This is a genomic window from Streptomyces sp. NPDC101191 (genome assembly GCF_044767915.1).
Taxonomy (GTDB): Bacteria; Actinomycetota; Actinomycetes; order Streptomycetales; family Streptomycetaceae; genus Streptomyces.
Genome location: NZ_JBIWOU010000001.1, coordinates 400,175 through 421,694, shown reverse-complemented (window position 1 = coordinate 421,694; position 21,520 = coordinate 400,175). Strand labels below are relative to the sequence as shown.

The window sequence follows — 21,520 nt, the reverse complement described above, 5'->3', positions numbered from 1 at the left end:
CGAAGGGGCGCCGTTCTCAGCGGTGAAGGAGGTCCGGCCAGTTCCGGGGGACCCGGTCGGCCGGACCGGGGGCCGTCTGGTCGGCCGGGTGGGCGGTCGGCGGGGCCAGTTCGGGGCCCGACTCGTAGAGGACGTCGGTGGCGTAGTTCCAGAACCACTCCTCGCCCGGCTCGAAGCTCTGCACCAGGGGATGCCCGGAGGACTTCCAGTGCGCGGTGGCGTGCTGGGCCGGCGACGAGTCGCAGCAGCCGACGTGACCGCACTGGGCACAGCGGCGCAGGTGGAACCACCAGCCGCCCACCGCCTCGCACTCCGTGCAGACGCCGCCGCTCGGCGGGACGCCCGGGTCGATGCCTTCGATCGTGGTCATGCGGGCTCCTCCGCGCTCGTGGTTTCCGGATCCGCTTCCCCGGCCGACTCCGTGAACGGTGCCGCCTCCGCATCCGGTTCCCCCTCGGTCCCGGGGCCGGTCAGCGGGAGCAGCACCTGGAAGCGGGTGTCTCCCGGCACGGACTCGACATGGAGGCTGCCGTGGTGCTTGTTGACGACGATCCGCCGGGAGATGTCGAGACCCAGGCCGGTGCCCTCACCGACCGGCTTGGTGGTGAAGAAGGGGTCGAAGATGCGGTCGCGGATGTCGGCGGGGACCCCCGGCCCGGTGTCGCCGAACTCCACGAGCAGCCGGTCGCCCTCCCGGGCCGTGCGGACGGTCAGCGTGCCGTCGCCGCCGGTGCCGGCGATGGCGGCCACCGCGTTGTCGATGAGGTTGGTCCACACCTGATTGAGCTCCGCCGGGTAGGCGGGGACCTGGGGGAGAGAGCGGTCGTAGTCCTTCACCACCCGCACCCGGGGGCCGATCTTGCCGGACAGCATCAGCAGGGTGCTGTCGAGGAGTTCGTGGACGTCGACCTCCCGGTGCGGGGCCCGGTCGAGCTGCGCGTACTGCTTGGCCGCGTCCACCAGATGGGAGATGCGCGTGGTGGAGTCGTCGATCTCGTCCATCAGCAGCTCGGTCTCGACCGTGTAGTTGAGCCAGCCGATCGCCCCCGGCAGGATGTCCTCCGCCACGGTCGCCGCGACCTGTTCCAGCCAGTCCGTGTCGAGGCCCGCCTGGACGAAGGTGGGAGCGACCCGCCAGCCCTCCTGGATGCCGTGGTCCGCCAGCCAGTCGGCGAGTTCGTCCTCCCGGTCGGAGGCCTCCAACGGGGTCAGCACCGGCGCCTTGGCGACGCGTTCGGCCGTGCGCTCCTGGATCTCGATGAGATCGGCGAGCGCCTCCCGGTCGTACGGGCCCTGGGCGATGATCGCCAGCTTGTGCCGCATCTTGCCGACCCGCTCCCGCAGCGCGGCGGTGGCGCGGACGGCGGCCGCGGCCGGGTTGTTGAGCTCGTGCGTGAGCCCGGCGGACAGCGACCCCAGCGCCAGCAGCCGTTCCCGCTGCCCGATGGCCCGCTGGGTGTTCTTCGAGCCGAAGAAGAGACCTTCGAGCAGGTGCGCCGCCATCGGGAACCACTCCCGCATGATGTCCGCGAAGGACTCGGCGGGCAGGACGAAGAAGCGGGTCGGCTCGGTCACCCGCATGGTGTTGACGTACGTCTGCGGGACCCGGTCGCCCAGATACGCCTGCATGGCCCCCGCGTACACGCCCCGCTGCGAGGTGCGGCTGACCTCCACGTCGTCGCCGCCGACCCGGCGGAACAGGACCACCGTGCCCTCGACCATCACGTAGAAGCAGGTGGCCGGGTCGCCCTCGGTGTACACCGGACCCGGTTCGAAGCGTTCCATCCGCCCCTCGGCGCACAGCCGCCCGAGCTGCTCCGGGGAGAGCTTCTCGAAGAGGAACAGCGAGCCGATCTCGTGCGGGTCGCAGGGCATCGCCGGTGTGCTCATGACTGCTCCAGGTAGCGGTGGACGAGCATCACGGCCATGGCTCCCTCGCCCACGGCGGAGGCGACGCGCTTCGCCGACTCGGCGCGGGCGTCGCCCGCCACGAACACGCCGGGCACGCTGGTCTCCAAGTGGTACGGCGGCCGGTCCAGTTCCCACTCGGGCGGCGGCCCGCCGTCCGGTGTGAGGTCCGGACCGGCCAGGATGAAGCCGTCCCCGTTCCGCAGCACGGTTCCCTCCAACCAGTCGGTCAGCGGGGCCGCGCCGATGAAGACGAACAGCCACTGGGCGTCGACGACCTCGGTCGTGCCGGTCCCGACGTCCCGCAGGGCCAGCCGTTCCAGGTGTCCCGCGCCCTGTGCCTCCTCCACCACGGTCCGGGGCCGCACCGTGATGTTCGGGGACTCCTCGATCTGCTGCACGAGGTAGTACGACATCGACGCCGTCAGGGAGTCGCCGCGCACCAGCAGGGTCACCGACTTCGCGCCCCGCGCCAGGAACAGGGCCGCCTGGCCCGCGGAGTTGGCGCCGCCGACGATGTACACGTCCTGGCCCTCGCAGGACGACGCCTCCGTGAGGGAGGAGCCGTAGTACACCCCGCGCCCGGTCAGGTCGTCGCAGCCGGGCGCGCCGAGCTGCCGGTACGACACTCCCGTCGCCAGGATGACGCTGTGCGCGGCGACCGCCGAGCCGTCGGAGAACCGCACGACGCGCGCCGATCCGTTCACCTCCAGGGCCGTGACCTCGCGAGCGGTGAGGATCTCGGCACCGAAGCGGCTCGCCTGGCGGCGGGCTCGCTCGGTGAGCTGTGCGCCGGACACGCCGTCCGGGAAGCCGAGGTAGTTCTCGATGCGGGAGCTCTGGCCGGCCTGCCCGCCGGTCGCCGACCGTTCGACCAGCACCGTCCGCAGCCCTTCGGAGGCCCCGTACACCGCCGAACCGAGCCCGGCCGGCCCGCCGCCGATGACGACCAGGTCGTAGAACTCGGCGGCCGGCGTGGTCGCCAGCCCCACCCGGGCGGCCAGCTCGGGCGGTTCCGGCTCGATCAGCGCGGTGCCGTCCGGAGTGAGGACCAGGGGCAGCCGGCGGCCGTCGGCCCCGGCCGCCGCGAGCAGCCGGAGCCCCTCCGGCTCGTCGGACGAGTACCAGCGGTACGGCACCTGATTACGGGCCAGGAACTCGCGCACCCGCGAGGACGGGGCCGACCAGCGGTGCCCGACCACCTTGGTGGCCGGCACCGGCCGGTAGTCGCTGGACCGCCAGGCCGTGAGCAGGTCGTCCACGACCGGGTAGAGCTTTTCCTCCGGCGGGTCCCAGGGCTTGAGGAGGTAGTGGTCGAGGTCGACGACGTTGATCGCGTCGATGGCCGCGTTGGTGTCGGCGTACGCGGTCAGCAGCACGCGCCGCGCCCCCGGATAGACGCCGAGCGCCTGCTCCAGGAACTCGATGCCGTTCATCTGCGGCATGCGGTAGTCGGCGAGGATCACCGCCACCAGATCGCCGCGCAGCTTCAGCTCGCGCAGCGCCTCCAGCGCGGACTCGCCGGACTCGGCCCGGACGATCCGGTGGCCGCCGCCGTACCGGCGCCGCAGGTCGCGGGCGATCGCGCGGGACACCCCCGGGTCGTCGTCCACCGTCAGGATGACGATCCGCGCCGCGTCGGTGCCCTGTGCCATGCCTCGTCCGTCCTGCCTGCTCGGACCGGCGGTCCCCACCTACCCGAGCCGGCTCCCGCCCATCGTATGTTCGATCGCCCGGCCCCGCTTCGGCTGCACCGACCCGCATGGGGCCGGCCGGGGACGAGCGGGTCAGAGACGGTCGGTCCCGAACGCGTTCCGTGCGGCGGCCACCAGCTTCCGGCGGGCCTGGTGATGGTTCTCCTTGTGCTCTTCCCTGTCCCGGCGGGCGGCGTCCCGTTGTTCCCGCGTACTGCTCAGCAGGAGAGAAGCGGGCTCGCGGCCGAAGCCGGGCAGGGCGTCCAGGGCCTGGCTCGCTCGGGCGTACTCCGGCGACGACTCCCGCACGGAAAGTGGCGCGCCCTCGTGCGTCGCCCACAGCCGCTCGACGGCCTCCTTGGCTCGCACCGCGTCCGCTTCCCCTTCCGCCACGCGCCTGCGCAGCTCTTTGAGAGCCCGGTGCGCCGGGGCCGACAGCTGAGACGTCCAGTACATCCGGCCCACCGCCTTGCGGAGGTCGTCGATCCGGGGGAGCAGCGCGGTCGGCGCCGCAAGCTCGGCCTCGGCGTGCGCGAGGGCGAACGCGTACCAGTGGCGCCGGGCCTCCGGCAGCGAGTCCGCCGAGTAGAGCCGGTCCGCTGCCTCCAGACATTCACTGGCGGAGCGCAGGTACGCCGCCAGGACCGCCCAACGGCGATCGTGCAGAGCCTGTAGGTGCGAGGCCTCGGCGGCTATCCGGGCCGCCTGCTGGGCGGCCCGTGCCTGAGCCTGGCCGCCACGCGCCTGGACCCACCCACCGAGGACCGTGCCCAGCGCCGTGCCACCCACGGCGACGGCCCCGATCAGTGCCGACGTGATGCTCGCGTCCAAGACGTGCTCCCCCGAATCGAGTGATGTGGTGTGCTGCGGCATTCCCTGCCCATGAGGAGCGCGCCCGAGACGCGCATCCGGTGCCGACCTGCCGTCCCGGCCGCCGTGGGTGTCCCTACGGTGCGAACGGCCCGTCCGGCGCGAAGGCGTACCGGGCGAAGCGCTCGCCCATGTGACGGTGGGTGGTGGCGTCGGGGTGGAGGTTGTCGGGGAGGGGGAGCGCGGTGGTGTCGGCCGGGCCGTAGAGGTGTCTGCCGTCGAGGTGGAAGAGGTGGGGGTCGTCGGCCGAACGCTGGGCGACGATACGGGCCAGTTCCGCTCGTACGGTGCTCAGCGTGAGCTTGCCGGCGGCGGTGTCGGCGGGGTCGCCGGCCGCTCGGAAGGAGAGGCGGCCGGAGCTCAGCGCGGACATGTCCGGGAGGGTCGGGCCCGGCGTCTCCTCGTGGATCGGGCACTCGATGGGCGACACGACGAGCAGCGGTGTCGTCGGATGCCCCTCGCGGATCGTGTCGAGGAAGCCGTGCACCGCCGGGCCGAAGGCGCGCAGCCGTAGCAGATCGGTGTTCACCAGGTTGATGCCGAGCTTGAGGCTGATCAGGTCGGCGGGCGTGTCCCGCAGGGCGCGGGCGGTGAAGGGGTCGAGCAGCGCGCTGCCGCCGAAGCCGAGGTTCACCAGGTGCACGCCGCCCAGGCGGGAGGCGAGCGCGGGCCAGGTGGTGCTCGGCCCGGCCGCGTCGGAGCCGTGGCTGATCGAACTGCCGTGGTGCAGCCACACGCGGCGGTCTCCCGCGCCGACCGGCGCGACGGGCGCGTCCGTCCGCAGCGCGACCAGTTCGGTGGTCTCGTTGTGCGGCAGCCAGATCTCCACGTCCTTCTCGGCGCCGGAAAGTCCCGCGAAGCGCAGCGTCGCGACCGGCCCGGGCTCGGTCCGTGCGCTGCCGGTGGCCAGGTCGACGGTCATCACGTTGCCGCCCCGTGCGACCGCGCTCGCCGCCAGGCGTCCGTCGGCGTACAGCTCGTACACGCCGTCGGGGCGCGGGGGAGCCCCCGGATAGACCCGCTTGGTGGGCAGGGTGTCCAGCTCCACCACGGTCGCGCGGGTGCGGAACCTCAGCCGCACACCCGCCGGTTGGGCCTCGGCCATCGCCAGTTGCGGGTCGGTGTTCTGGACGCGGGCCCGGGCGGGCAGGCGGTGCGGGAGCAGGCCGTTCGCCGTGCGCTCCAGCTCCAGTGCCCCGAGCACGAGGTCGGGGTGGAGCGGCGTGGGGGTGAGGGAGGGTATCGGGCCGGGTTCGGTGTTCATGGGCTCACTCGTTGTCGTTCGGGTCAGGGCTGCCGGTGCGGCGCGGGGCCGGCCGGCCAGGTGCGCAGGGCGAGGTCCAGGACGTCGATGATCCGGGCCCAGCTCTCCCTGCTGTCCGGGGCGCTGTGGCTGAAGGCCCCGGACAGTTCCAGGTCCGCGTATCCGTGGAAGACGCTGCCGAGCAGCCGTACGGCATGCGTCCCCTCGGGTTCGGCCAGGTCGTAGCCGTGCAGGATCGCCCGCATCATCCGGGCGTGCCGGGGCCCCGCGCTCGCGGCCGCGGTCTCCGGGCTCAGTGGCAGCCGGGCGGCTGCGTAGCGGCCCGGATGCGACCGGGCGTAGTCGCGGTACACCTCAGCGAACGCCTCCAGCGCGTCCCGGCCCGCCCGTCCGGCCAGCGCGGCGGCCCCCAGATCGGCCATCTCCTCCAGCGCGAGGAGGGCGATCCGGGTCCTCAGGTCCTCGGAGTTCCTCACGTGCGAATAGAGGCTCGCGGGCTTCACGCCCACGTGCCGGGCCAGTACGGAGACGGTGACCTGGTCGAACCCGAGCTCGTCGGCGAGGTCCGCGGCCGTCCGCACCAGTCCGTCCGCGGTGAGTCCTACGCGTGCGGCCACCCTCGCTCCTCTCCGTGCACCTCGTGTCTCAGCCTTCAAGGCTTTTGCCTACGACTATTAGGCACCATCCTGCGTCATTGAGGCAAGCGGCCTCGGTCCAGCAGAACGCGCACGTCCGGGAGCGAGGGCCTGCCGCCGCTCGGGAGCGCCGTACGCACGCCGTCCCGTCTCTCCACCGGGGACGAGGTGGCCGTCACGCTGACCGTCCGCCTGTACCGCACCGCGGCCCGGCGTCAGCCCCCGCCGAGGCCCCCGCCGAGCGCATTCGCCGCCGCGATCCGCTCCAGCATCCGCCGCTGGTGGCGATGCCCGACCGTCTCGTAGCCGATCACCGTCACGAACGGGGCGAGCATCACGACCAGGAGGCACACCGAGGTCGCCACCCCCGCCGCGGACAGCAGCACCGCCGTCAGCAGGACGCAGGTCGTCAGGGAGATCAGCAGGAGGTGGAAGCGGTCCGCCGTGGACATCAGCAGCGTGTGCAGCAGGTACACCATCAGCAGGTACAGCCCGACCGGGATCGCGAGCGACAGGACGACCGCCGCGTCGCCCAGCTCCGCGTGGTGCTCCAGGTGCAGCCCGGCCACGTGCAGACCGGCGCCGGCTCCCGCCACACCGATGAACAGCGGGATGTGCCCGTACCCGAAGAGATAGCCGCGGCTGCGCCGGTGCACCAGGATGTCGCCGAACGGGGTGGCGAAGTACACCCACCACATGCCGAAGGTGAGCCCGACGCCGGCGACGACGACGGCGACGGCGTTCGCGGTCCACTGCGTCCCGTCGGCGCCGCCGAGCAGGTCTCCGGACGACGCGACCGTGCCCACCACCCCCTCGCCGAGGGTGATGATGGCGAAGAGCCCGTACCGCTCCGCCACGTGGTGCGGGTGCCACGGGGTGTCGCCTGACGCCCCCTGCGTGAGCACCGGCAGCAGCAGCTCCAGCGCGCCCAGCACGAGGCACGCCACGAGCACGACCGGCGTCGGCGCCTCGGCGAACGCCACGACGATCCATCCCGCCTGGGCGATCACCGTCCACCGGATGTTCGCCATGCCGACGGCGTGGAACGGGGCGGACTCGCGAGCGGCCCGCCACCACTGGAGGACCATGGCGACGCGCATCACGACGTAGCCGATCACCATGGCCCGCAGCTCCAGGTGCCCGCCCTCCTCCACGGAGTGGAACATGGCGGGAATCCCGAGCGAGAAGACGACCACGCCGATCATCTGGAGCATCGTCAGGCCCCGGTACAGCCAGTCGTCGGTGCCGAACGCCGACGCGAACCAGCTGAAGCTGATCCACGCGATGCTGACCGCGAACATCGCCAGCACGAACGCCCCGACGGCCTGCCAGACGTGTCCCGCGGCCAGCATCTCGGCGAACTGCGACGCCGCGGTGCCGACGGCCACCACGAAGGTCAGGTCGAAGAGCAGCTCCAGGGGAGTGGAGACCCGTCCGGGCTCGCGCGGGTCACGCCCCGTCATCGGCACGCGGCTGTGGGCGAGTCTGGGCGTGCTCGACGCGTCGTCGCCGGAAGCGGAATCGTTCACCCCCGGCACGATGCCCAATCGGATGCGGTCCCGCGGTCAGGAACCGCGGCGGACCGCCCCACGAACACCCGGTTGGGCCGACCGGCCGTCGCTCTCCGCAGCCGTCACTCGGGATCCTGTTGCTTGCGGTTCCGCATGAAGAGGTGCCACAGCAGCGCGAGTACGGGTTGGAGGACGATCCATGTGACGAGCAGCCACCCCCACCAGCTCACCGCGCCGGCCGTGCTTCGGCTCGCGCGACGGCGGGGCCGTCGAGTCCCGTCGAGGTGGGCAGAAGGTCACGACAGGGCATGCCGCGGATCATGCGGGCCTCCTGGTGAGCGGGCGAGCCCGCCGTCCGTACCGCCGGGCCTCCATGGCCCGGCACGGGCGACGATCTCTCGCGACGCCCCGCCCGACACTAGGGCACGATCGAGTGCGCGTTTCCGCCGTCCACCCGCACGCACGCTCTTCGCCGCGGTCCTCGGTGCGGGAGCACGCCCGCGCCACCAGGCAGGCGGTCTCCTCGGGCTCGACCGGGCTGTCCCACGGCAACCACTGCGGACGGTGACGGCGCACGTGGGCGCGCAGTTGACTTCGCGGCGTGCGCCGCGTGCGCCCGCAGGTCCCGACCCGGGCGTGCCGGACCCCGTACCGCGGTCGACGGGAGCGGCTCGTGCCCGTACCGGACAGCGGCCCGGCGGTGCCGCCGCACCGTCACCGAGCGAACTCGGCCAGGCAGACCCCGGAAGCGCCGGAAGGCCGCCCGACCACCTCGATCAGGCGGCTGGGCGGCCTTCCGGCGTGCCGAGGCCCTTACGGCCGCTCAGTAGATGTGTCCGACGTGGGCGAGCGCCTGCCTCAGGAGCACACCGTGCCCCCCGGGCATCTCGCCCTGCACGGCGGGAGAGGCCGCCTCCTGCGGGCTGAGCCACACCAGGTCCAGGGCGTCCTGCCGAGGGCGGCAGTCTCCGGTCACGGGCACGACGTAGGCGAGTGACACCGCGTGCTGGCGCGGGTCGTGGTACGGCGTGATGCCTGCCGTGGGGAAGTACTCGGCGACCGTGAAGGGCTGCAGGGACGCCGGGATCCGCGGCAGCGCGACCGGGCCCAGGTCCTTCTCCAGGTTGCGGAGCAGCGCGTCACGGATCCGCTCGTGGTGCAGCACGCGGCCGGACACCAGGGTGCGGCTGATCGTTCCGTCGGCGCCGATCCGCAGGAGCAGTCCGATGCTGGTGACTTCACCGCTGTCGTCCACCCGTACGGGTACGGCCTCGACGTACAGGATCGGCACCTGGGTCCTGGCCGTGTGCAACTCGTCGGTGCTCAGCCAGCCGGGCGTGGTCTCGGTCATGTCGGACATCTCTTGATCGTACTTTCCCTGAGGGGACTTCGGTACGGATTGTGTGTCAGCCGACCGGGTGTCCGGGCAGGCCGACGCGGCGCGGGCGTCCTCCGGGACGTCAGGAGTCAGTCCCGTGCGGGCTCCCAGGGCCAGTGGGCGTCCCGGCCGGCGTCGAGGAGCGGGATCATGCGGAACGCCGCGTCGGTCAGACCGCCCAGCGCGTGCCGGTTGCCGCCGCCGGACGGCAGGGCGGCCTCGCGGTATCCGGCCATGTTCCACATGTACACGGGCACGCGCTTCGGGACGAGGTCGTCGATGAGGGTCTCGGGCATGCCGTCGCCGTACCCGTGGCAGTTCGACGGCAGCCAGCCGGGCCGCGTCTGCTCGTCGGTGACGACGACCACCCGGTCGTGACCGGCGTAGTGCCGCCTGACCGCCGAGGGGATGTCCGTGCCGGGGATCTGCCCGAAGCCCTCGACGAGGCGCAGCACGCTCGCGCCGCGCGGTACGTCGATCCGCCGCGAGCTCTGCCCGAACTCGACCAGCGTCGGCGCCTGGGCGCGCGCGGCGAGAGCCGCGCCGAACACGGCGGCCTGCTCGGCGAGCGGGATGTCGGACCGGTTCGGCGTCGAGTAGCCGTAGCCGGGGAACATCGACGGGGACCGGTCGACCAGGATCAGCGTGCGACCGGACAGCACGGGCACCTGGGCGAGCGAGTGGTTGAGCGCCTGCTCCAGGGCGTGGCCCCAGCGCAGGGAGGGCGCGGCCTGGTAAGCGGCCCAGAAGCGGAACGGGAACATGCGGGACCGGCGTACCTCCTCGGCATCGGCCAGGCGGGCGGCGATCCGCGCGGCCACCTCGTCGGAGACGCCGGCCTGGTCGAAGTTCCGCAGGTTCCGGACGAGCGCCATCAGACCCATGGACGGGATGACGGCCTCCCACGCGTCCTTGTCCAACGGCCCCTGGAGCCAGCCCGCGAGCGCCTCCCAGGTCATGCCCGCCGCCGCGAACCCCTCCCTCTTCGCCGGGTCGTGCAGGGCGCCGCGGCGCTCCTCGACGGGCAGGGCCATCAGCGACGCCCGCCGAGCGAGCGTCCGGAGCTGCGGCGGGACGGCGTCGCCGCGACCGTGGCGCCGGTCGATGGCGTGCCTGAACAGTTCGCCCTGCCACGGCTTGTCCGGGTGCGGCGCGGCATGGACGAGCTCCAGGACGTCGCCGAAGCGGTAACTCCGGGAGTCCGTGTCGTACTTGAGCAGGGACCGCTCGTCGTAGAGACGCCGGACGGCGTCGGCGATGCCGCGCTTCACGGGCTTCGGGAGCCGGCGTCCGTACCGGCCGGTCCAGTACCCGAGCAGCTCACCGGGCTCGTCGGCGCGCTGCAGCACCGAGTCGATGACCGAGCGGTTCGACCCGGGCGCACCGTCGCCGACGGCCGCCCCGGCGGCGGGGGCCGCGTCGAGCCTGGCCTTGACGAACTCGGCCGCCCCGACGAGGGAGGCGCTCCGCATGTTGCCGTCGCGGCGCAGCCAGCCCAGCAGTTCGGAGGTCCACGTGGGGTCTTCGACGGCGAGCTGCCGTACGAGAGTGGTGAAGCGGTCGTCGCGCTCCGCGGCCTTCTCGTAGAAGGTGTCGGTGCCGACGGTGTGGGCGACGGACAGGAGGAAGAGCTCGCTCCTGGCATCGCGAAGAAGGGCGCTAGCGCCCTCGTGGGTCCTGGTCCGCTCGCCGGTCGTGGTCACCGGCGAGCCGGCGGCCGGACGGGTGCCGCGGTGGTTGAAGCGAGCCATCGGCCCCTCACCTGTGGAGGGGAGGCAAAGCGGAGGGTGCCCGAGATCGAATCGGTAGGGGAGACAAGGTGCTCTGGCCGCTGAGCTACCGGCGCCCGAAGCGCCGGACGGGATTCGAACCCGCGACCGCCCCATTAACAGTGGAAGTATCCCCGGCCTGCGCACCGGGCACCCCGCCGCTATGTGCCTCCCGAGATCAGAAGTGGCCTGCGGCGTGGTTTCTTTGGAAGGAAGTAGCCGCCTGCCCGCGCACCGGGAGGTGCTTGTGGGCTTCACCGTAGCGACGCGTCTCCCTGCCGCCAAAGGGTTTTCCGCGGTGAGCGCCGGACACCGGGGACGTCCCCGGACGAAGCGTCAGGCCGGGGCGGCGCCGACGGCGTCGAGCGTGACGGGGATGTCGCGCCCGGCGGCGTCGAGTGTGACGGGGATGTCGCGTCCGACGGCGTCGAGCGTGACGGGGATGCCGAGCCCGGCGGCGTCGAGTGTGACGGGTTGTCGCCCGCCCGTCGAGCGGGCCGAGCCGCCGCCGACATCGCCCTCTCCGCCGACGTCCGGAGGGGGACGCACGTCAACGGCGACGGCGACGGCGACGGACGCGTGACGGCGGCCCTCGGCTCCGCGGGTCCACCCCGTCGAGGAGCCGGTCGTAGGTCAGGCCGGGCCAGGTCCCGGCGGCGGAGCCGGCCAGGTCGGGGCCGGTGCCGGCGGGCCCCCGGGCCCCTCGATTCGTCCCGCTTTGTCGCGCCAGGGCGAAGTGATCGTTTCCTGGCGATAGAAGAATCCTTTTCGCATTCTGTAGTGCATTCGGGTGATAGATGACGATCAAGGTCCGGCGTCATGCCTAAGATCCACCGTTGTGACAGAGAGTCAATACGCCTGGTCCGAGCAGGACTCGGCCGATGTGGTGATCCTCGGGGCGGGTCCCGCGGGGCTGGTCCTCGGGAACCTCCTGCTCCGCGCCGGGGTCGACTGCGCCATCCTGGAGCGCGCCGGCCGCGAGGACGTACAGAACCGGCACCGCGCGGGATACCTCGCTCCGCACACCGTGCGGATCCTGGCACGCAACGGCCTCGACGAAGGACTGCGGCGGAGGGGACACGAACACGGCGTGTGTGAATTCCGCACCGAGGACGGGCGGTTCCGTCTCGACTACCGACAGCTCGGCCAGGGCGAACCGCACACCGTCTACCCCCAGCACGAACTGGTCACCGATCTGCTCGCGCAGTTCGTCGACGCCGGGGGCCGGATCCGCTTCGGCACCGAGGCGCAGGCCGTGTCCGACGCGGACGGCCCGGCACCCTCGGTGACCGTACGGGAGCGGGACGGGCGCCCCGGGCGCTGGCGGGCCCGGTTCGTCGCCGCCTGCGACGGCCGCCACGGCGCCGGGCGCCGCTCGGTCCCGCCCGGGGCGGTGCGCCGGCACCACCGGGACCACGGCGTCTCCTGGCTGGGGCTGCTCGCCGAGGCTCCGCCGAGCCTGGACGCGGTGGGCTACGCGCTCCATCCGCGGGGATTCGCCGGGCACATGGCCCGCTCCGCCGAGACCACCCGCTACTACCTGCAGTGCGAACGCGGCACCCACGCCGACGCGTGGAGCGAGGAGCGCATCTGGGACGAACTCGACCTGCGCATGCGCTCGGCCGAGTACGGCGCACTGCGGCGCGGCCCCGTCATCCAGCGGGCGGTCGTCGACTTCGAGTCCGACGTGCTCGAACCGCTGCGCCACGGCTCGCTGTTCCTGGTGGGCGACGCCGCCGGTCTGCTCAGCCCGTCCGCCGCCAAGGGGGCGAACCTCGCGGTGCTGGAGGCCGAGATCCTGGCCCTGGCCCTGACCGACGACCTGGTCCACGGCGACTCCGGGGGGCTCGCGCGCTACTCCGATCGCTGCCTGGTCCACATCTGGCGGGCGCAGGAGTTCTCGCACTGGATGATCGGGCTCCTGCACGACACCACCGGCCCCGAAGACCCCTCCCTCTTCCACCGGCGGCTGCGCCACTCGCGGATCACCTCGCTGCGCACGTCACCAGCCCAGCAGGACTGGTTCGCCGAGAACTACGTCGGCATCTGACGGGCGTTCCCCTTCCTCACCTCGCGTCCTTCTCTCCTCCCTCTCACCCCGGGCTCGGCCCGCGGTCACCCATGCCCGCGCACGGCACGTTCCAGGTGCCGGCCCGGGTCTCCTCCTGCGCTTACGGACAGGCCATGCACTGCGACTACTCCCCTTCCTTCGCCATGCCCACGCCCGCGACGACGGCGAGCGCCGTCGACGACGCGGAACGACTCGGGGCGGCAGCCGGCTTCGTCCGTGAACAGGACACCGCCGTCCTGCTCTCGCGCGTGCTGCCCGGTCTCGACGGCCCCGAACTGCGGGCGCTGACCGACCGGTGCCGGTTCGCTCACGCCGCCGTGCTCGTGTTCCCGCCGGACGAGCACGCCCTGCGCAGGCAGCTCGCCGCGTGCGGGCTGCCTGCCGATGTCCCGGCGCAGCCCAGCGTCGTCGTCCGCGACCGCCTTGCCGCACGTCATCACCGCGACGCCGCGGATCTTGACGTAAGGATTCTCCGGCCCGCCGTCCAGGGCCCCGACGGCGAACACCGGGTGGTCGAGGTGTTCGCCCTGACCGTGCCGCCGGGTTCGGGCCTGTTCGGCATCGCCACCGACGAACGCCGGGCGGACCACGAGGCACACCTCGCCTTCGACGTCGCGCGCCCCGACCCGCTGCTGCTGCGCGGGCTGCTGGCGAGCTTCGAGCGCCACGGTGCCGCGGCCGACGGAGGCGGCTACAACCCGCACGAGGACGGCACCGTGTTCTACTTCACCGCCCCTTCCGGTACGAAGACGCCTTACGGGCGAGTGGAGTTGTACGCGAGCGGCGACCACCGGGACGTACTCGCCGAGCACCTCGGCCGGCCGGTCGGGGAGCGGGTCGACCGGCGGGCGGGTGCCGGGCAGCCCGATTCCCCGCGGCCCTCCTCCGCGCAGGCGAGCCCGGCGCAGCCGGACGGGTTCCAGGCCGCCGAGACGCTTCTGCGGCTGCTGACCGGAGCCTGGACCACCCAGGCCCTGGCGACCTGCGGGCAACTGCGGCTGCCGGAGGCCATGGACCGCGACACCGGCATCGGGGCCGCGGAGCTGGCACGGGCCGTGGGCGCCGATCCGCGGAGCCTGGCGACCCTGCTGCGGTACCTCGCGATGCTGGGCGTGGTCAGCGAAGGCCCGGACGGGTTCCGCCTCACGGACGTCGGCGCGCTGCTGGAGGCCGAGGCCCCCAGTTCCATGCGGCCGCTGGCGCTGATGTACGGCGGCCCCTTCTACCAGTCCTTCGCCCACCTGACCCACGCGGTCCGCACCGGGCAGCCCGGCTTCGAGCACCTCTTCGGCGAGAACCACTTCGACCACTTCGCCCGCGACCCCGAACTCCGTGCGCTCTTCGACCGGTCCATGACGTCGAGCGCCCCCCTCTTCGAAGCCGTGCCCGCCCACCCGGTGCTCACGGCCGCCGCCACCGCGCCCGGCCGTGCCCGTACCGTCGTCGACATCGCCGGCGGCACCGGAGAGCTCCTCGGCCGCATCCTGTCCGCGCACCCGACCCTGCACGGCGTCCTTCTGGAGCTTCCCCACGCCCTCGCGGCGGCCCGCGCCCGGCTGGCCGGCACCGAGGTCGGCGCACGCTGCGGCTATCTGGCCGGCGACTTCGCCGACGTGCCCCCGGGCAACGACGTGTACATCCTGTCCCGGGTCCTGCACGACTGGGACGACGAACGCTGTCGGAGCATCCTGCGGCACTGCGCCGACGCCATGCCCCGGGACGCCGACCTCCTGGTCGTCGAACGCCTCCTGCCGACCGACGGCACCGCCTCGCTCGCCGTCGCGTGGGACCTCCACATGATGTGCAACACCGGCGGCCGCGAGCGCACCGTCGCCCACTACGCCCGCCTGTTCGAGGACTCCGGGCTCGTACTCGTCGGACACAGCCCGCTCGCCCTGGGCGCGCACACGCTCCACGCCCGCCGGGGCTGACACCCGGGGACCGGAGCCGGGACGGACCCTTCCGGCTCCGGTCCCTCCCGACGAGAACCGTGTCGCAGCGCGCTTCGCTCGGGGGAGTCACGCCGGGGCGTCGGTACGCTCGGGCCATGTCCGAGACGCCTGTGGCCCGCTTCTACGACGAACTGGCCGCCGACTACCACCTGATCTACGCCGACTGGGAAGCGAGCGTCCGCCGACAGGGGGAGGCCCTGGACGCCCTGATCGGACCGGAGCGCGTACGGGTGCTCGACTGCTCCTGCGGCATCGGGACCCAGGCCATCGGCCTCGCCCGGCGCGGACACCATGTCGTCGGCACGGACCTCAGCCCGCGCGCCGCCGCCCGCGCCGCCCGTGAGGCCGCCCGCCGTGACCTGAGCCTGCGCACGGCCGCCGCCGACATGCGACACCTGCCGTTCTCCGAGCGCCGGTTCGACGCCGTCGTCTGCGCCGACAACTCGCTGCCGCACCTGCTGACGGAGCGGGACGTGCGTGCCGCGCTCGCCGAGATGCGCCGTGTGCTGCGCCCCGCCGGCCTGCTGATGGTCAGCACGCGCCCCTACGACGACCTGGTGCGCGACCACCCGCCGTCCACGCCGCCGCAGGTCCACGGGAGCGCCGACGACCCCGGCGGGGAAGGGCGGATGGTCACCTTCCAGCTCTGGCACTGGCACGACGACGGAGAGCGCTACGACCTGGAGCACTTCCAGCTCCTCCGGACCGGGGGCGAGTGGCGCGTCCAGGTCCGCCGGACCACCTACTGGGCGCTCGGCCGGGACACGCTGTGCGCCCTCGCGGCCGAGGCGGGGTTCGTCGACATCGAGTGGCGGCTGCCCGAGGAGACCGGGTTCTTCCAGCCGCTGCTCGTGGCCCGTGCCGGTGAGCGGCGCCGAGGGCGCGGCGGCCCTTCCCGGGCACCCGGGCCGTGATCCGATGCCCGCCTCCACTGCCACGGGCAGCCCGGTACGGCCTTCCGGGAGCGAGCGAGCGGGCGCCCGGCGCCAAGGACACCTGACCCGTGCCGCGGGAGGAGCCGGGCGCGCGAAGCGGTCAGGGTGATCGGCGGGCGTTGAGACGGGCGGCCTGACGCGTCAGGTGGTCGCGCTCGGCGAGGTTGGGTGCCTGGTGAGCCGCCTCGGCGTACAGCCGCGCCGCCGTCGCCAGGTCGCCGTCGCGCTCGTGGAGGTACGCCGCCACCGCGGTGTGGCGGGGAAGCGAGGCATCCAGCGTCGCGAGCGCCGCGAGGCCGGCGCGCGGCCCGTCGGCCTCCCCGACGGCCACGGCGCGGTTGAGCCGGACGACGGGGCTGTCGGTCAGGCGAGTGAGTTCGTCGTACCACTCGACGATCTGCACCCAGTCGGTCTCCTCGGCGGTGGGCGCGTCGGCGTGGAGTGCCGCGATGGCGGCCTGGGCCTGGAACTCGCCCAGCCTGTCGCGGGCGAGGGCGGCCTGCAGGATCACGACGCCCTCGGTGATCAGCGCCGTGTCCCACCGGCCGCGGTCCTGCTCGGCCAGCGGCACAAGGCTGCCGTCCGGTGCGGTCCTGGCGGCGCGCCGGGCGTGGTGGAGCAGCATCAGGGCGAGGAGCCCGGCCACCTCGGGATGGGCGATGCGCGCCGCGAGTTGCCGGGTGAGCCGGATGGCCTCGGCGGCGAGGTCGACGTCGCCGGAGTAGCCCTCGTTGAAGACGAGGTAGAGGACGCGCAGCACGGTGGCGACATCGCCGGGCCGGTCGAGGCGCACACCGGAGACGGTGCGCTTGGCGCGGCTGATGCGCTGCGCCATGGTCGCCTCGGGCACCAGGTAGGCCTCGGCGATCTGTCGGGTGGTCAGCCCGCCGACGGCACGCAGCGTGAGGGCGACCGCCGAGGCCGGGGTGAGCGACGGGTGGGCGCACAGGAAGTAGAGCTGGAGCGTGTCGTCCACCGCGGGCGCCGCGCCGGGCGCCGGTTCCTCCTCGGCGCGGTCCTCACGGCGACGCCGGGCGGCGTCCGCCCGGGTCGCGTCGAGGAACTTGCGCCAGGCCACGGTGACCAGCCAGCCCTTGGCGTCCCGCGGTGGGTCCGCGTGCCAGACCCGTAGCGCCTCGACCAGTGCGTCCTGCACGGCGTCCTCGGCCGCCGCGAAGTCGGCTCCGCGGCGGACGAGGACGGTGAGCACGCTCGGCGTGAGGCTCCTCAGCAGGACCTCGTCCATCGGTGAGGTCACTCCGTGATGGTGGGCGGAGCGGCCAGGAAGGGGCGCACCTCCAGCCATTCGTGGATCGGCTTCCCGCCCGCCCCGGGGGCGGCCGAGAGCTCCCCGGCCAGCTCGACGGCCCGCTCGTAGTCGTCGACGTCGATGATCATCCACCCGGCGATGAGGTCCTTCGTCTCCGCGAACGGCCCGTCGGTGACCGGAGGGCGTCCTTCGCCGTCGTAGCGGACCCACGCTCCCTCGGGGGCGAGGGCCTGACCGTCGACGAACTCGCCGGTCTTCTCCAGCCGGGCCGCGAAGTCGTGCATGTACTGCATGTGCGCCGAGATCTCCTCCGGGGTCCACTGGTCCATCGGTACGTCGTTGGCCGGAGCCGGGGCGCCGCGGTAGTGCTTCAGGAGCAGGTACTTCGCCATGGTGATCCTCCTCGCGGTTGCGACCCATTGTGGTCGCGTTCACCCCTGGGACGGAGCCGGACGCGGCTTCTCGACATCGCCGTACGAACTTCTTCGAGATTTTCCCGGACGAGTTTGCCGAGCCCCGTCGCGGCATCGGGATCCCGGTCGTGGCACCAGGGCGAGAACGGCTCACGGGCGCTGTCCGCCTGTGGGGGACTATCCCCGCGCCCCGTGGCGGAGTCCGTCGAGGAGCAGGTCGAGAAGGCGGCCGGACCGGTCCCGCTGGGCGGGCGAGCTGGTGATCAGCGCGACCCCCGCGAGGCTGAGGCCGACGTCGAAGGGATCGATGTCCGAGCGCAGGAGGCCGGCGTCGGCTCCCGCGTGGAGCAGGGAGTCGATCGCCGCGCCGAGCCGGTCGAGGGTCTCGGCGAAGGGGTCCGCGCCGGAGGCCACAGCGGCCCGCAGGGCGTCGGCCATGCCCTCCTTGGCGGCGAGGTAGTCGATGAAGCGGTCCATCCACAGGCGCAGCGCCCGGTCCGGCGGGAGCTCGGCCAGCAGTTCGGCGGCGCTGTCGCAGACCCGGGCCAGCTCGTTGCGATACGCCGCCTCGACCAGTGCCTCGCGGGTGGGGAAGTGGCGGTAGAGCGTGGCGGAGCCGACGCCGGCGGCCTTGGCGATCGTGTCGATGGGGACGTCCGCGCCCTTCTCGGCGAAGGCGCGCACGGCCGCTTCGAGGATGCGCTCCCGGTTGCGGCGGGCATCGGCGCGCAAGACGCTCGGCTGGGTGGTCAAGGCTGCTCCCTTCGTCGGTATCCAGTCTATCTGGACAACCGGGGAGTTCCCCGGTTAGCCTCCGGGATTAAATGGGGAGTTCCCCGGTTATCGGGCCGGGCGCTCCGTCGAACGGACGAGGAGAACCCTTGATGCCCAGCGAGAAGACCGTCCTGATCACCGGTACGTCCTCCGGTATCGGCCTTGCCGCGGCCGTGGCCGCCGCCCGGGCCGGCTGGACCGTCGTCGCCACCATGCGCGACACCGGCAAGGCCCAGACCCTGCTCAAGGAGGCGGCCGAGCAGGCGGTCACCGACCGGATCCAGGTCAAGCGCCTGGACGTCGTCGACGCCGACAGCATCGCCGCATGCCTGGAGGAGGTGATCGCCGAGCACGGGCGCCTCGACGCCCTGGTCAACAACGCGGGCGCCGCCCAGGTCGGGACCATCGAGCGGATGAGCCTCGACGAGGTCCGCGCCGCCATGGAGGTCAACTTCTTCGGTGTCGTCGCCGCCACCCGCGCCGCCCTGCCCCACCTGCGGGCGTCCCAGGGCCGCGTGATCACCGTCACCAGCGTGGGCGGCGCGGTCGGACAGCCCTTCAACGAGGCCTACTGCGCCGCGAAGTTCGCCGTCGAGGGCTTCATGCAGTCGCTCGCCCCCGTGGCCGCCACCGTCGGCGTCGGTGTCACCGTGATCGAACCGGGCGCGGTGGCGAGCGAGTTCGTGGCCAACATCGGCCTGGACATCCCGGCCATGCTTGCCGCGGCCGGACCGTACGCCCCGGCCCTCCAGGCGTACCTGGCGCGAACCCAGCAGTCCTTCGGCAACGCCCAGACGTCGTTCGAGGCCGCCGCCCCGATCGTCGAGGCCCTGAACGCGGACGCGCCCGCGTTCCGCGTCCAGACCTCCGAGTGGGCCCGCGAGTTCGTCGGCACCACCCTCGCCGACCTGGACGGCTCCGCCGTGCAGACCCTCACCCGCGCCTGGGTCCGCTGAACGGCTCCGCAGGTCGAGCAGGGTTCCCCGACGGGCAGCCGGACGGGCTCACGGGCGGGCGCGGCGGGGGCGCCGGGCCCGTAGCGGGCGGGGGTGTGCGGATTCCGGTTGGCGCGGCGGGTGTCGGCGCCCGGGGGTGACCGGCGTGCCGTGTGGCGGTCAGGCGCTCGAGGGGCCTGGGCCGGTGAGTTCGTCGACTTCCGTGGCGTACAGCTGGGCCGGGTCGAAGCCCATGCCGGTGAAGTGGCCCGCGAGTTCCAGGGAGAGCGCCCCGTGCAGGCGGGTCCAGAAGGCGAGGGCGCGGCGGAGGGCCGCCGGTGGGGCCGGGTGGGGGTCGGCCCACTGGCGGTGGGTGGCGAGGTGAGTGTCGAAGGGCGCTGCGGAAGTGGCGCCGTCCGGCCGTGCGGCGCATGCGTCGAGAAGGACGCTCATGATCTCCTGGGTGATCCCGGTGACGTCGTCGGGCGCGTGGTACCCGGGAACGGGAGTGCCGTACACGAGGAAGTAGCGCTGGGGGTCGGCGAGCGCCCAGTCGCGCAGTGCGTGGGCGAGCGCCGCGAGGTCGGCACCGTCCGCCGCGGCGGCGTGGAACGTGTCCGCGAGGCTGCGGTAGGCGTCGCGGATGAGCTCGGTGATCAGCTCGTCCCGGCCGGCGAAGTACCGGTAGAGCGCAGGGCCGCTCATCCCCAGCCGCTTGGCGATGGCGTTCAGTGACAGGGCCGAGGCTCCGGCCTCCGCGATCTGCGCCCACGCATGCTGCTTGATCTCCGCGCGCACCTGGTTCCGGTACCGCTCGCGCGGGGTCGCCGTCGTCTCACTCATCGCTCGTCACCCATCGCCCTTCGCGCGTCCACTTCCCGCCTCCGCCTCCCTCGCTATCGGCAGGCGTCGGCGCCGTCGCACGCCCACCGTCCGTTACACCCTATCGCGATGTCGAGATGGGCTAGCGGTCCGTTTCGGGCAAGTGCTTGACAGTCTCACTCGCCCTTGTCATTTTAGTTATAGCTTCTAACTCAAGCGAAATGCTCTTGGGAAGGTGTGAGATGGAAACCAAGGAACTGGTCGAGGTCGTCCTGCCCGGCACCGTCGAGCCCGAGGGGCTCCGGCTGCGGCGAGGTCCCGTGCCCGCCCCCGGCCCGGGACAGGTGGTGGTCGCCATGGAGGCCACCGGCGTGTCCTTCGCCGAACAGCAGATGCGCCGCGGCCGCTACTACGATCAGCCGCCCTTCCCCTTCGTGCCGGGCTACGACCTCGTCGGCACCGTCGCGACGGTCGGCGAGGGGGTCGACGCCGGGCTCGTGGGCCGCCGCGTGGCCGCGCTCGTCAAGGTCGGCGGCTGGGCCAGCCACGTGGTCGTCGACGCGGCCGACGCGGTGCCGGTGCCCGACGGCATCGGTGCGGCGGAGGCCGAGGCGCTCGTGGTCAACGGGATCACCGCCTGGCAGATGCTGCATGGCAAGGCCAGGGTCCGGGCCGGCGCGACCGTCCTGGTGCACGGGGCGAACGGCGGTGTCGGCACTGTCCTGGTCCAGCTCGCCCGCGCGGCGGGTGCGACCGTGATCGGCACCGCCTCGGCACGGCACCACGACGCCCTGCGCGCCCTGGGCGTCACGCCGGTCGACTACCGCACCGAGGACGTGCCCGCCCGCGTCCGGGAACTCGCGCCCGGGGGAGTGGACGCCGTCTTCGACCACATCGGTGGCCGCAGCGTGCGCGACTCGTGGCGCCTGCTCGCCCCCGGCGGCACGCTCGTGTCGTACGGCAGTGCCGCCACGCGCGACGACACCGGCTCCAAGCAGTGGCCGGTGCTCAAGATCCTCGGCCGGGTGTGGCTGTGGAACGCCCTGCCCAACGGACGCCGCGCCTGCTTCTTCAACATCTGGGCCGGCCGGGCCTTCGCCGCCGACCGCTTCCGCGCCCGTCTGCGCGCCGACCTCACGGACGTGTTCGCCGCCCACGGGCGCGGCGAGATCACGGCCCGGGTCGCCGCCGTCCTTCCGCTCGCGAGGGTCGCCGAGGCGCTGCGGCTCGCCGAGTCGGGCACGGTGACCGGCAAGGTCGTCCTCACGCCGTGAGGCCGTACGCCGCGAGGCTCCACGGCGCGAGGCCCCGCGCCCTAC

The 21,520-nt window shown here is 72.9% G+C and carries 19 protein-coding genes; 5 read left to right on the top strand and 14 right to left on the bottom strand.

All coding sequences use genetic code 11. The features are described 5' to 3' along the window. Window positions 1-16: 16 nt before the first annotated feature. The 10 genes from ACIRQF_RS01900 to ACIRQF_RS01855 form a co-directional block, all read right to left on the bottom strand. Window positions 17-370, bottom strand: coding sequence for a UBP-type zinc finger domain-containing protein (locus tag ACIRQF_RS01900; protein WP_376627788.1), 354 nt, complete (start codon window positions 368-370; stop codon window positions 17-19). Further along, window positions 367-1,890, bottom strand: a complete 1,524-nt coding sequence (locus ACIRQF_RS01895) for an ATP-binding protein (RefSeq protein ID WP_376627786.1) — start codon at window positions 1,888-1,890, stop codon at window positions 367-369. Before ACIRQF_RS01895 ends, ACIRQF_RS01900 begins: the two co-directional genes overlap by 4 nt. After that, the gene (locus ACIRQF_RS01890) at window positions 1,887-3,563 is read right to left on the bottom strand and encodes an FAD-dependent oxidoreductase (protein ID WP_404088002.1); all 1,677 of its coding nucleotides are present in this window, start codon (window positions 3,561-3,563) and stop codon (window positions 1,887-1,889) included. The genes ACIRQF_RS01895 and ACIRQF_RS01890 overlap by 4 nt, the downstream gene beginning before the upstream one ends. 132 nt (window positions 3,564-3,695) lie before the next feature. Further along, a complete protein-coding gene (locus ACIRQF_RS01885; protein ID WP_404088000.1) occupies window positions 3,696-4,433 on the bottom strand; it encodes a hypothetical protein in 738 nt (245 codons plus the stop codon). Window positions 4,434-4,548: 115 nt separating this feature from the next. Continuing rightward, window positions 4,549-5,736 (bottom strand): SGNH/GDSL hydrolase family protein, encoded by a 1,188-nt coding sequence (locus ACIRQF_RS01880; RefSeq protein ID WP_404087998.1) that lies wholly within the window; start codon window positions 5,734-5,736, stop codon window positions 4,549-4,551. Window positions 5,737-5,759: 23 nt separating this feature from the next. Next, window positions 5,760-6,353 carry a TetR/AcrR family transcriptional regulator gene (locus tag ACIRQF_RS01875; protein WP_382477820.1) on the bottom strand — a complete coding sequence of 198 codons (594 nt, stop codon included), beginning with the start codon at window positions 6,351-6,353 and terminating at the stop codon, window positions 5,760-5,762. Between the two features lie 233 nt (window positions 6,354-6,586). Continuing rightward, window positions 6,587-7,900, bottom strand: a complete 1,314-nt coding sequence (locus ACIRQF_RS01870) for a low temperature requirement protein A (RefSeq protein WP_404087996.1) — start codon at window positions 7,898-7,900, stop codon at window positions 6,587-6,589. A gap of 805 nt (window positions 7,901-8,705) precedes the next feature. After that, window positions 8,706-9,233, bottom strand: coding sequence for an NUDIX hydrolase family protein (locus tag ACIRQF_RS01865; protein WP_376628438.1), 528 nt, complete (start codon window positions 9,231-9,233; stop codon window positions 8,706-8,708). A gap of 116 nt (window positions 9,234-9,349) precedes the next feature. Beyond that, entirely contained in the window at window positions 9,350-11,011 is a 1,662-nt protein-coding gene (locus tag ACIRQF_RS01860; protein ID WP_404087994.1) for a TROVE domain-containing protein, read from the bottom strand. Between the two features lie 354 nt (window positions 11,012-11,365). Then, window positions 11,366-11,578 (bottom strand): hypothetical protein, encoded by a 213-nt coding sequence (locus ACIRQF_RS01855; RefSeq protein ID WP_404087992.1) that lies wholly within the window; start codon window positions 11,576-11,578, stop codon window positions 11,366-11,368. A 289-nt stretch (window positions 11,579-11,867) separates the two neighbouring features. Between ACIRQF_RS01855 and ACIRQF_RS01850 the strand changes: the two genes are divergently transcribed. From ACIRQF_RS01850 to ACIRQF_RS01840, 3 genes are all read left to right on the top strand, one after another. Beyond that, window positions 11,868-13,079: a 4-hydroxybenzoate 3-monooxygenase gene (locus ACIRQF_RS01850; protein WP_404087990.1), complete on the top strand. Its 1,212-nt coding sequence runs from the start codon at window positions 11,868-11,870 to the stop codon at window positions 13,077-13,079. A gap of 134 nt (window positions 13,080-13,213) precedes the next feature. Continuing rightward, entirely contained in the window at window positions 13,214-15,031 is a 1,818-nt protein-coding gene (locus ACIRQF_RS01845) for a methyltransferase (protein WP_404087988.1), read from the top strand. A 116-nt stretch (window positions 15,032-15,147) separates the two neighbouring features. Beyond that, window positions 15,148-15,966 (top strand): class I SAM-dependent methyltransferase, encoded by an 819-nt coding sequence (locus ACIRQF_RS01840; protein WP_404087986.1) that lies wholly within the window; start codon window positions 15,148-15,150, stop codon window positions 15,964-15,966. A gap of 121 nt (window positions 15,967-16,087) precedes the next feature. Here ACIRQF_RS01840 and ACIRQF_RS01835 read toward each other — a convergent pair whose 3' ends face one another. From ACIRQF_RS01835 to ACIRQF_RS01825, 3 genes are all read right to left on the bottom strand, one after another. Next, entirely contained in the window at window positions 16,088-17,233 is a 1,146-nt protein-coding gene (locus ACIRQF_RS01835; RefSeq protein ID WP_404089480.1) for an RNA polymerase sigma factor, read from the bottom strand. An 8-nt stretch (window positions 17,234-17,241) separates the two neighbouring features. Next, entirely contained in the window at window positions 17,242-17,649 is a 408-nt protein-coding gene (locus ACIRQF_RS01830) for a YciI family protein (protein ID WP_376627769.1), read from the bottom strand. 198 nt (window positions 17,650-17,847) lie between these two features. Continuing rightward, window positions 17,848-18,423 (bottom strand): TetR/AcrR family transcriptional regulator, encoded by a 576-nt coding sequence (locus tag ACIRQF_RS01825; RefSeq protein WP_376627767.1) that lies wholly within the window; start codon window positions 18,421-18,423, stop codon window positions 17,848-17,850. 131 nt (window positions 18,424-18,554) lie between these two features. On the opposite strand from ACIRQF_RS01825, the gene ACIRQF_RS01820 reads away from it, so the two are divergent. Continuing rightward, complete coding sequence (locus ACIRQF_RS01820) at window positions 18,555-19,400, top strand: SDR family oxidoreductase (RefSeq protein WP_389755632.1); 846 nt, start codon at window positions 18,555-18,557, stop codon at window positions 19,398-19,400. A 159-nt stretch (window positions 19,401-19,559) separates the two neighbouring features. Here the strand turns inward: ACIRQF_RS01820 and ACIRQF_RS01815 are convergent, their stop codons facing one another. Further along, window positions 19,560-20,222: a TetR/AcrR family transcriptional regulator gene (locus tag ACIRQF_RS01815; RefSeq protein WP_404087983.1), complete on the bottom strand. Its 663-nt coding sequence runs from the start codon at window positions 20,220-20,222 to the stop codon at window positions 19,560-19,562. A gap of 221 nt (window positions 20,223-20,443) precedes the next feature. Here ACIRQF_RS01815 and ACIRQF_RS01810 point away from each other — a divergent pair, with 221 nt between their 5' ends. Next, window positions 20,444-21,475 carry a medium chain dehydrogenase/reductase family protein gene (locus ACIRQF_RS01810; protein WP_404087981.1) on the top strand — a complete coding sequence of 344 codons (1,032 nt, stop codon included), beginning with the start codon at window positions 20,444-20,446 and terminating at the stop codon, window positions 21,473-21,475. Window positions 21,476-21,520: the final 45 nt, after the last annotated feature.

Coding starts and splice junctions, on each gene's coding strand:
- ACIRQF_RS01900 (WP_376627788.1), bottom strand. CDS start 370: ATGACCACGATCGAAGGCATCGACCCGGGCGTCCCGCCGAGCGGCGGC.
- ACIRQF_RS01895 (WP_376627786.1), bottom strand. CDS start 1,890: ATGAGCACACCGGCGATGCCCTGCGACCCGCACGAGATCGGCTCGCTG.
- ACIRQF_RS01890 (WP_404088002.1), bottom strand. CDS start 3,563: ATGGCACAGGGCACCGACGCGGCGCGGATCGTCATCCTGACGGTGGAC.
- ACIRQF_RS01880 (WP_404087998.1), bottom strand. CDS start 5,736: ATGAACACCGAACCCGGCCCGATACCCTCCCTCACCCCCACGCCGCTC.
- ACIRQF_RS01865 (WP_376628438.1), bottom strand. CDS start 9,233: ATGACCGAGACCACGCCCGGCTGGCTGAGCACCGACGAGTTGCACACG.
- ACIRQF_RS01860 (WP_404087994.1), bottom strand. CDS start 11,011: ATGGCTCGCTTCAACCACCGCGGCACCCGTCCGGCCGCCGGCTCGCCG.
- ACIRQF_RS01845 (WP_404087988.1), top strand. CDS start 13,214: ATGCACTGCGACTACTCCCCTTCCTTCGCCATGCCCACGCCCGCGACG.
- ACIRQF_RS01840 (WP_404087986.1), top strand. CDS start 15,148: ATGTCCGAGACGCCTGTGGCCCGCTTCTACGACGAACTGGCCGCCGAC.
- ACIRQF_RS01835 (WP_404089480.1), bottom strand. CDS start 17,233: ATGGACGAGGTCCTGCTGAGGAGCCTCACGCCGAGCGTGCTCACCGTC.
- ACIRQF_RS01830 (WP_376627769.1), bottom strand. CDS start 17,649: ATGGCGAAGTACCTGCTCCTGAAGCACTACCGCGGCGCCCCGGCTCCG.
- ACIRQF_RS01820 (WP_389755632.1), top strand. CDS start 18,555: ATGCCCAGCGAGAAGACCGTCCTGATCACCGGTACGTCCTCCGGTATC.
- ACIRQF_RS01815 (WP_404087983.1), bottom strand. CDS start 20,222: ATGAGTGAGACGACGGCGACCCCGCGCGAGCGGTACCGGAACCAGGTG.
- ACIRQF_RS01810 (WP_404087981.1), top strand. CDS start 20,444: ATGGAAACCAAGGAACTGGTCGAGGTCGTCCTGCCCGGCACCGTCGAG.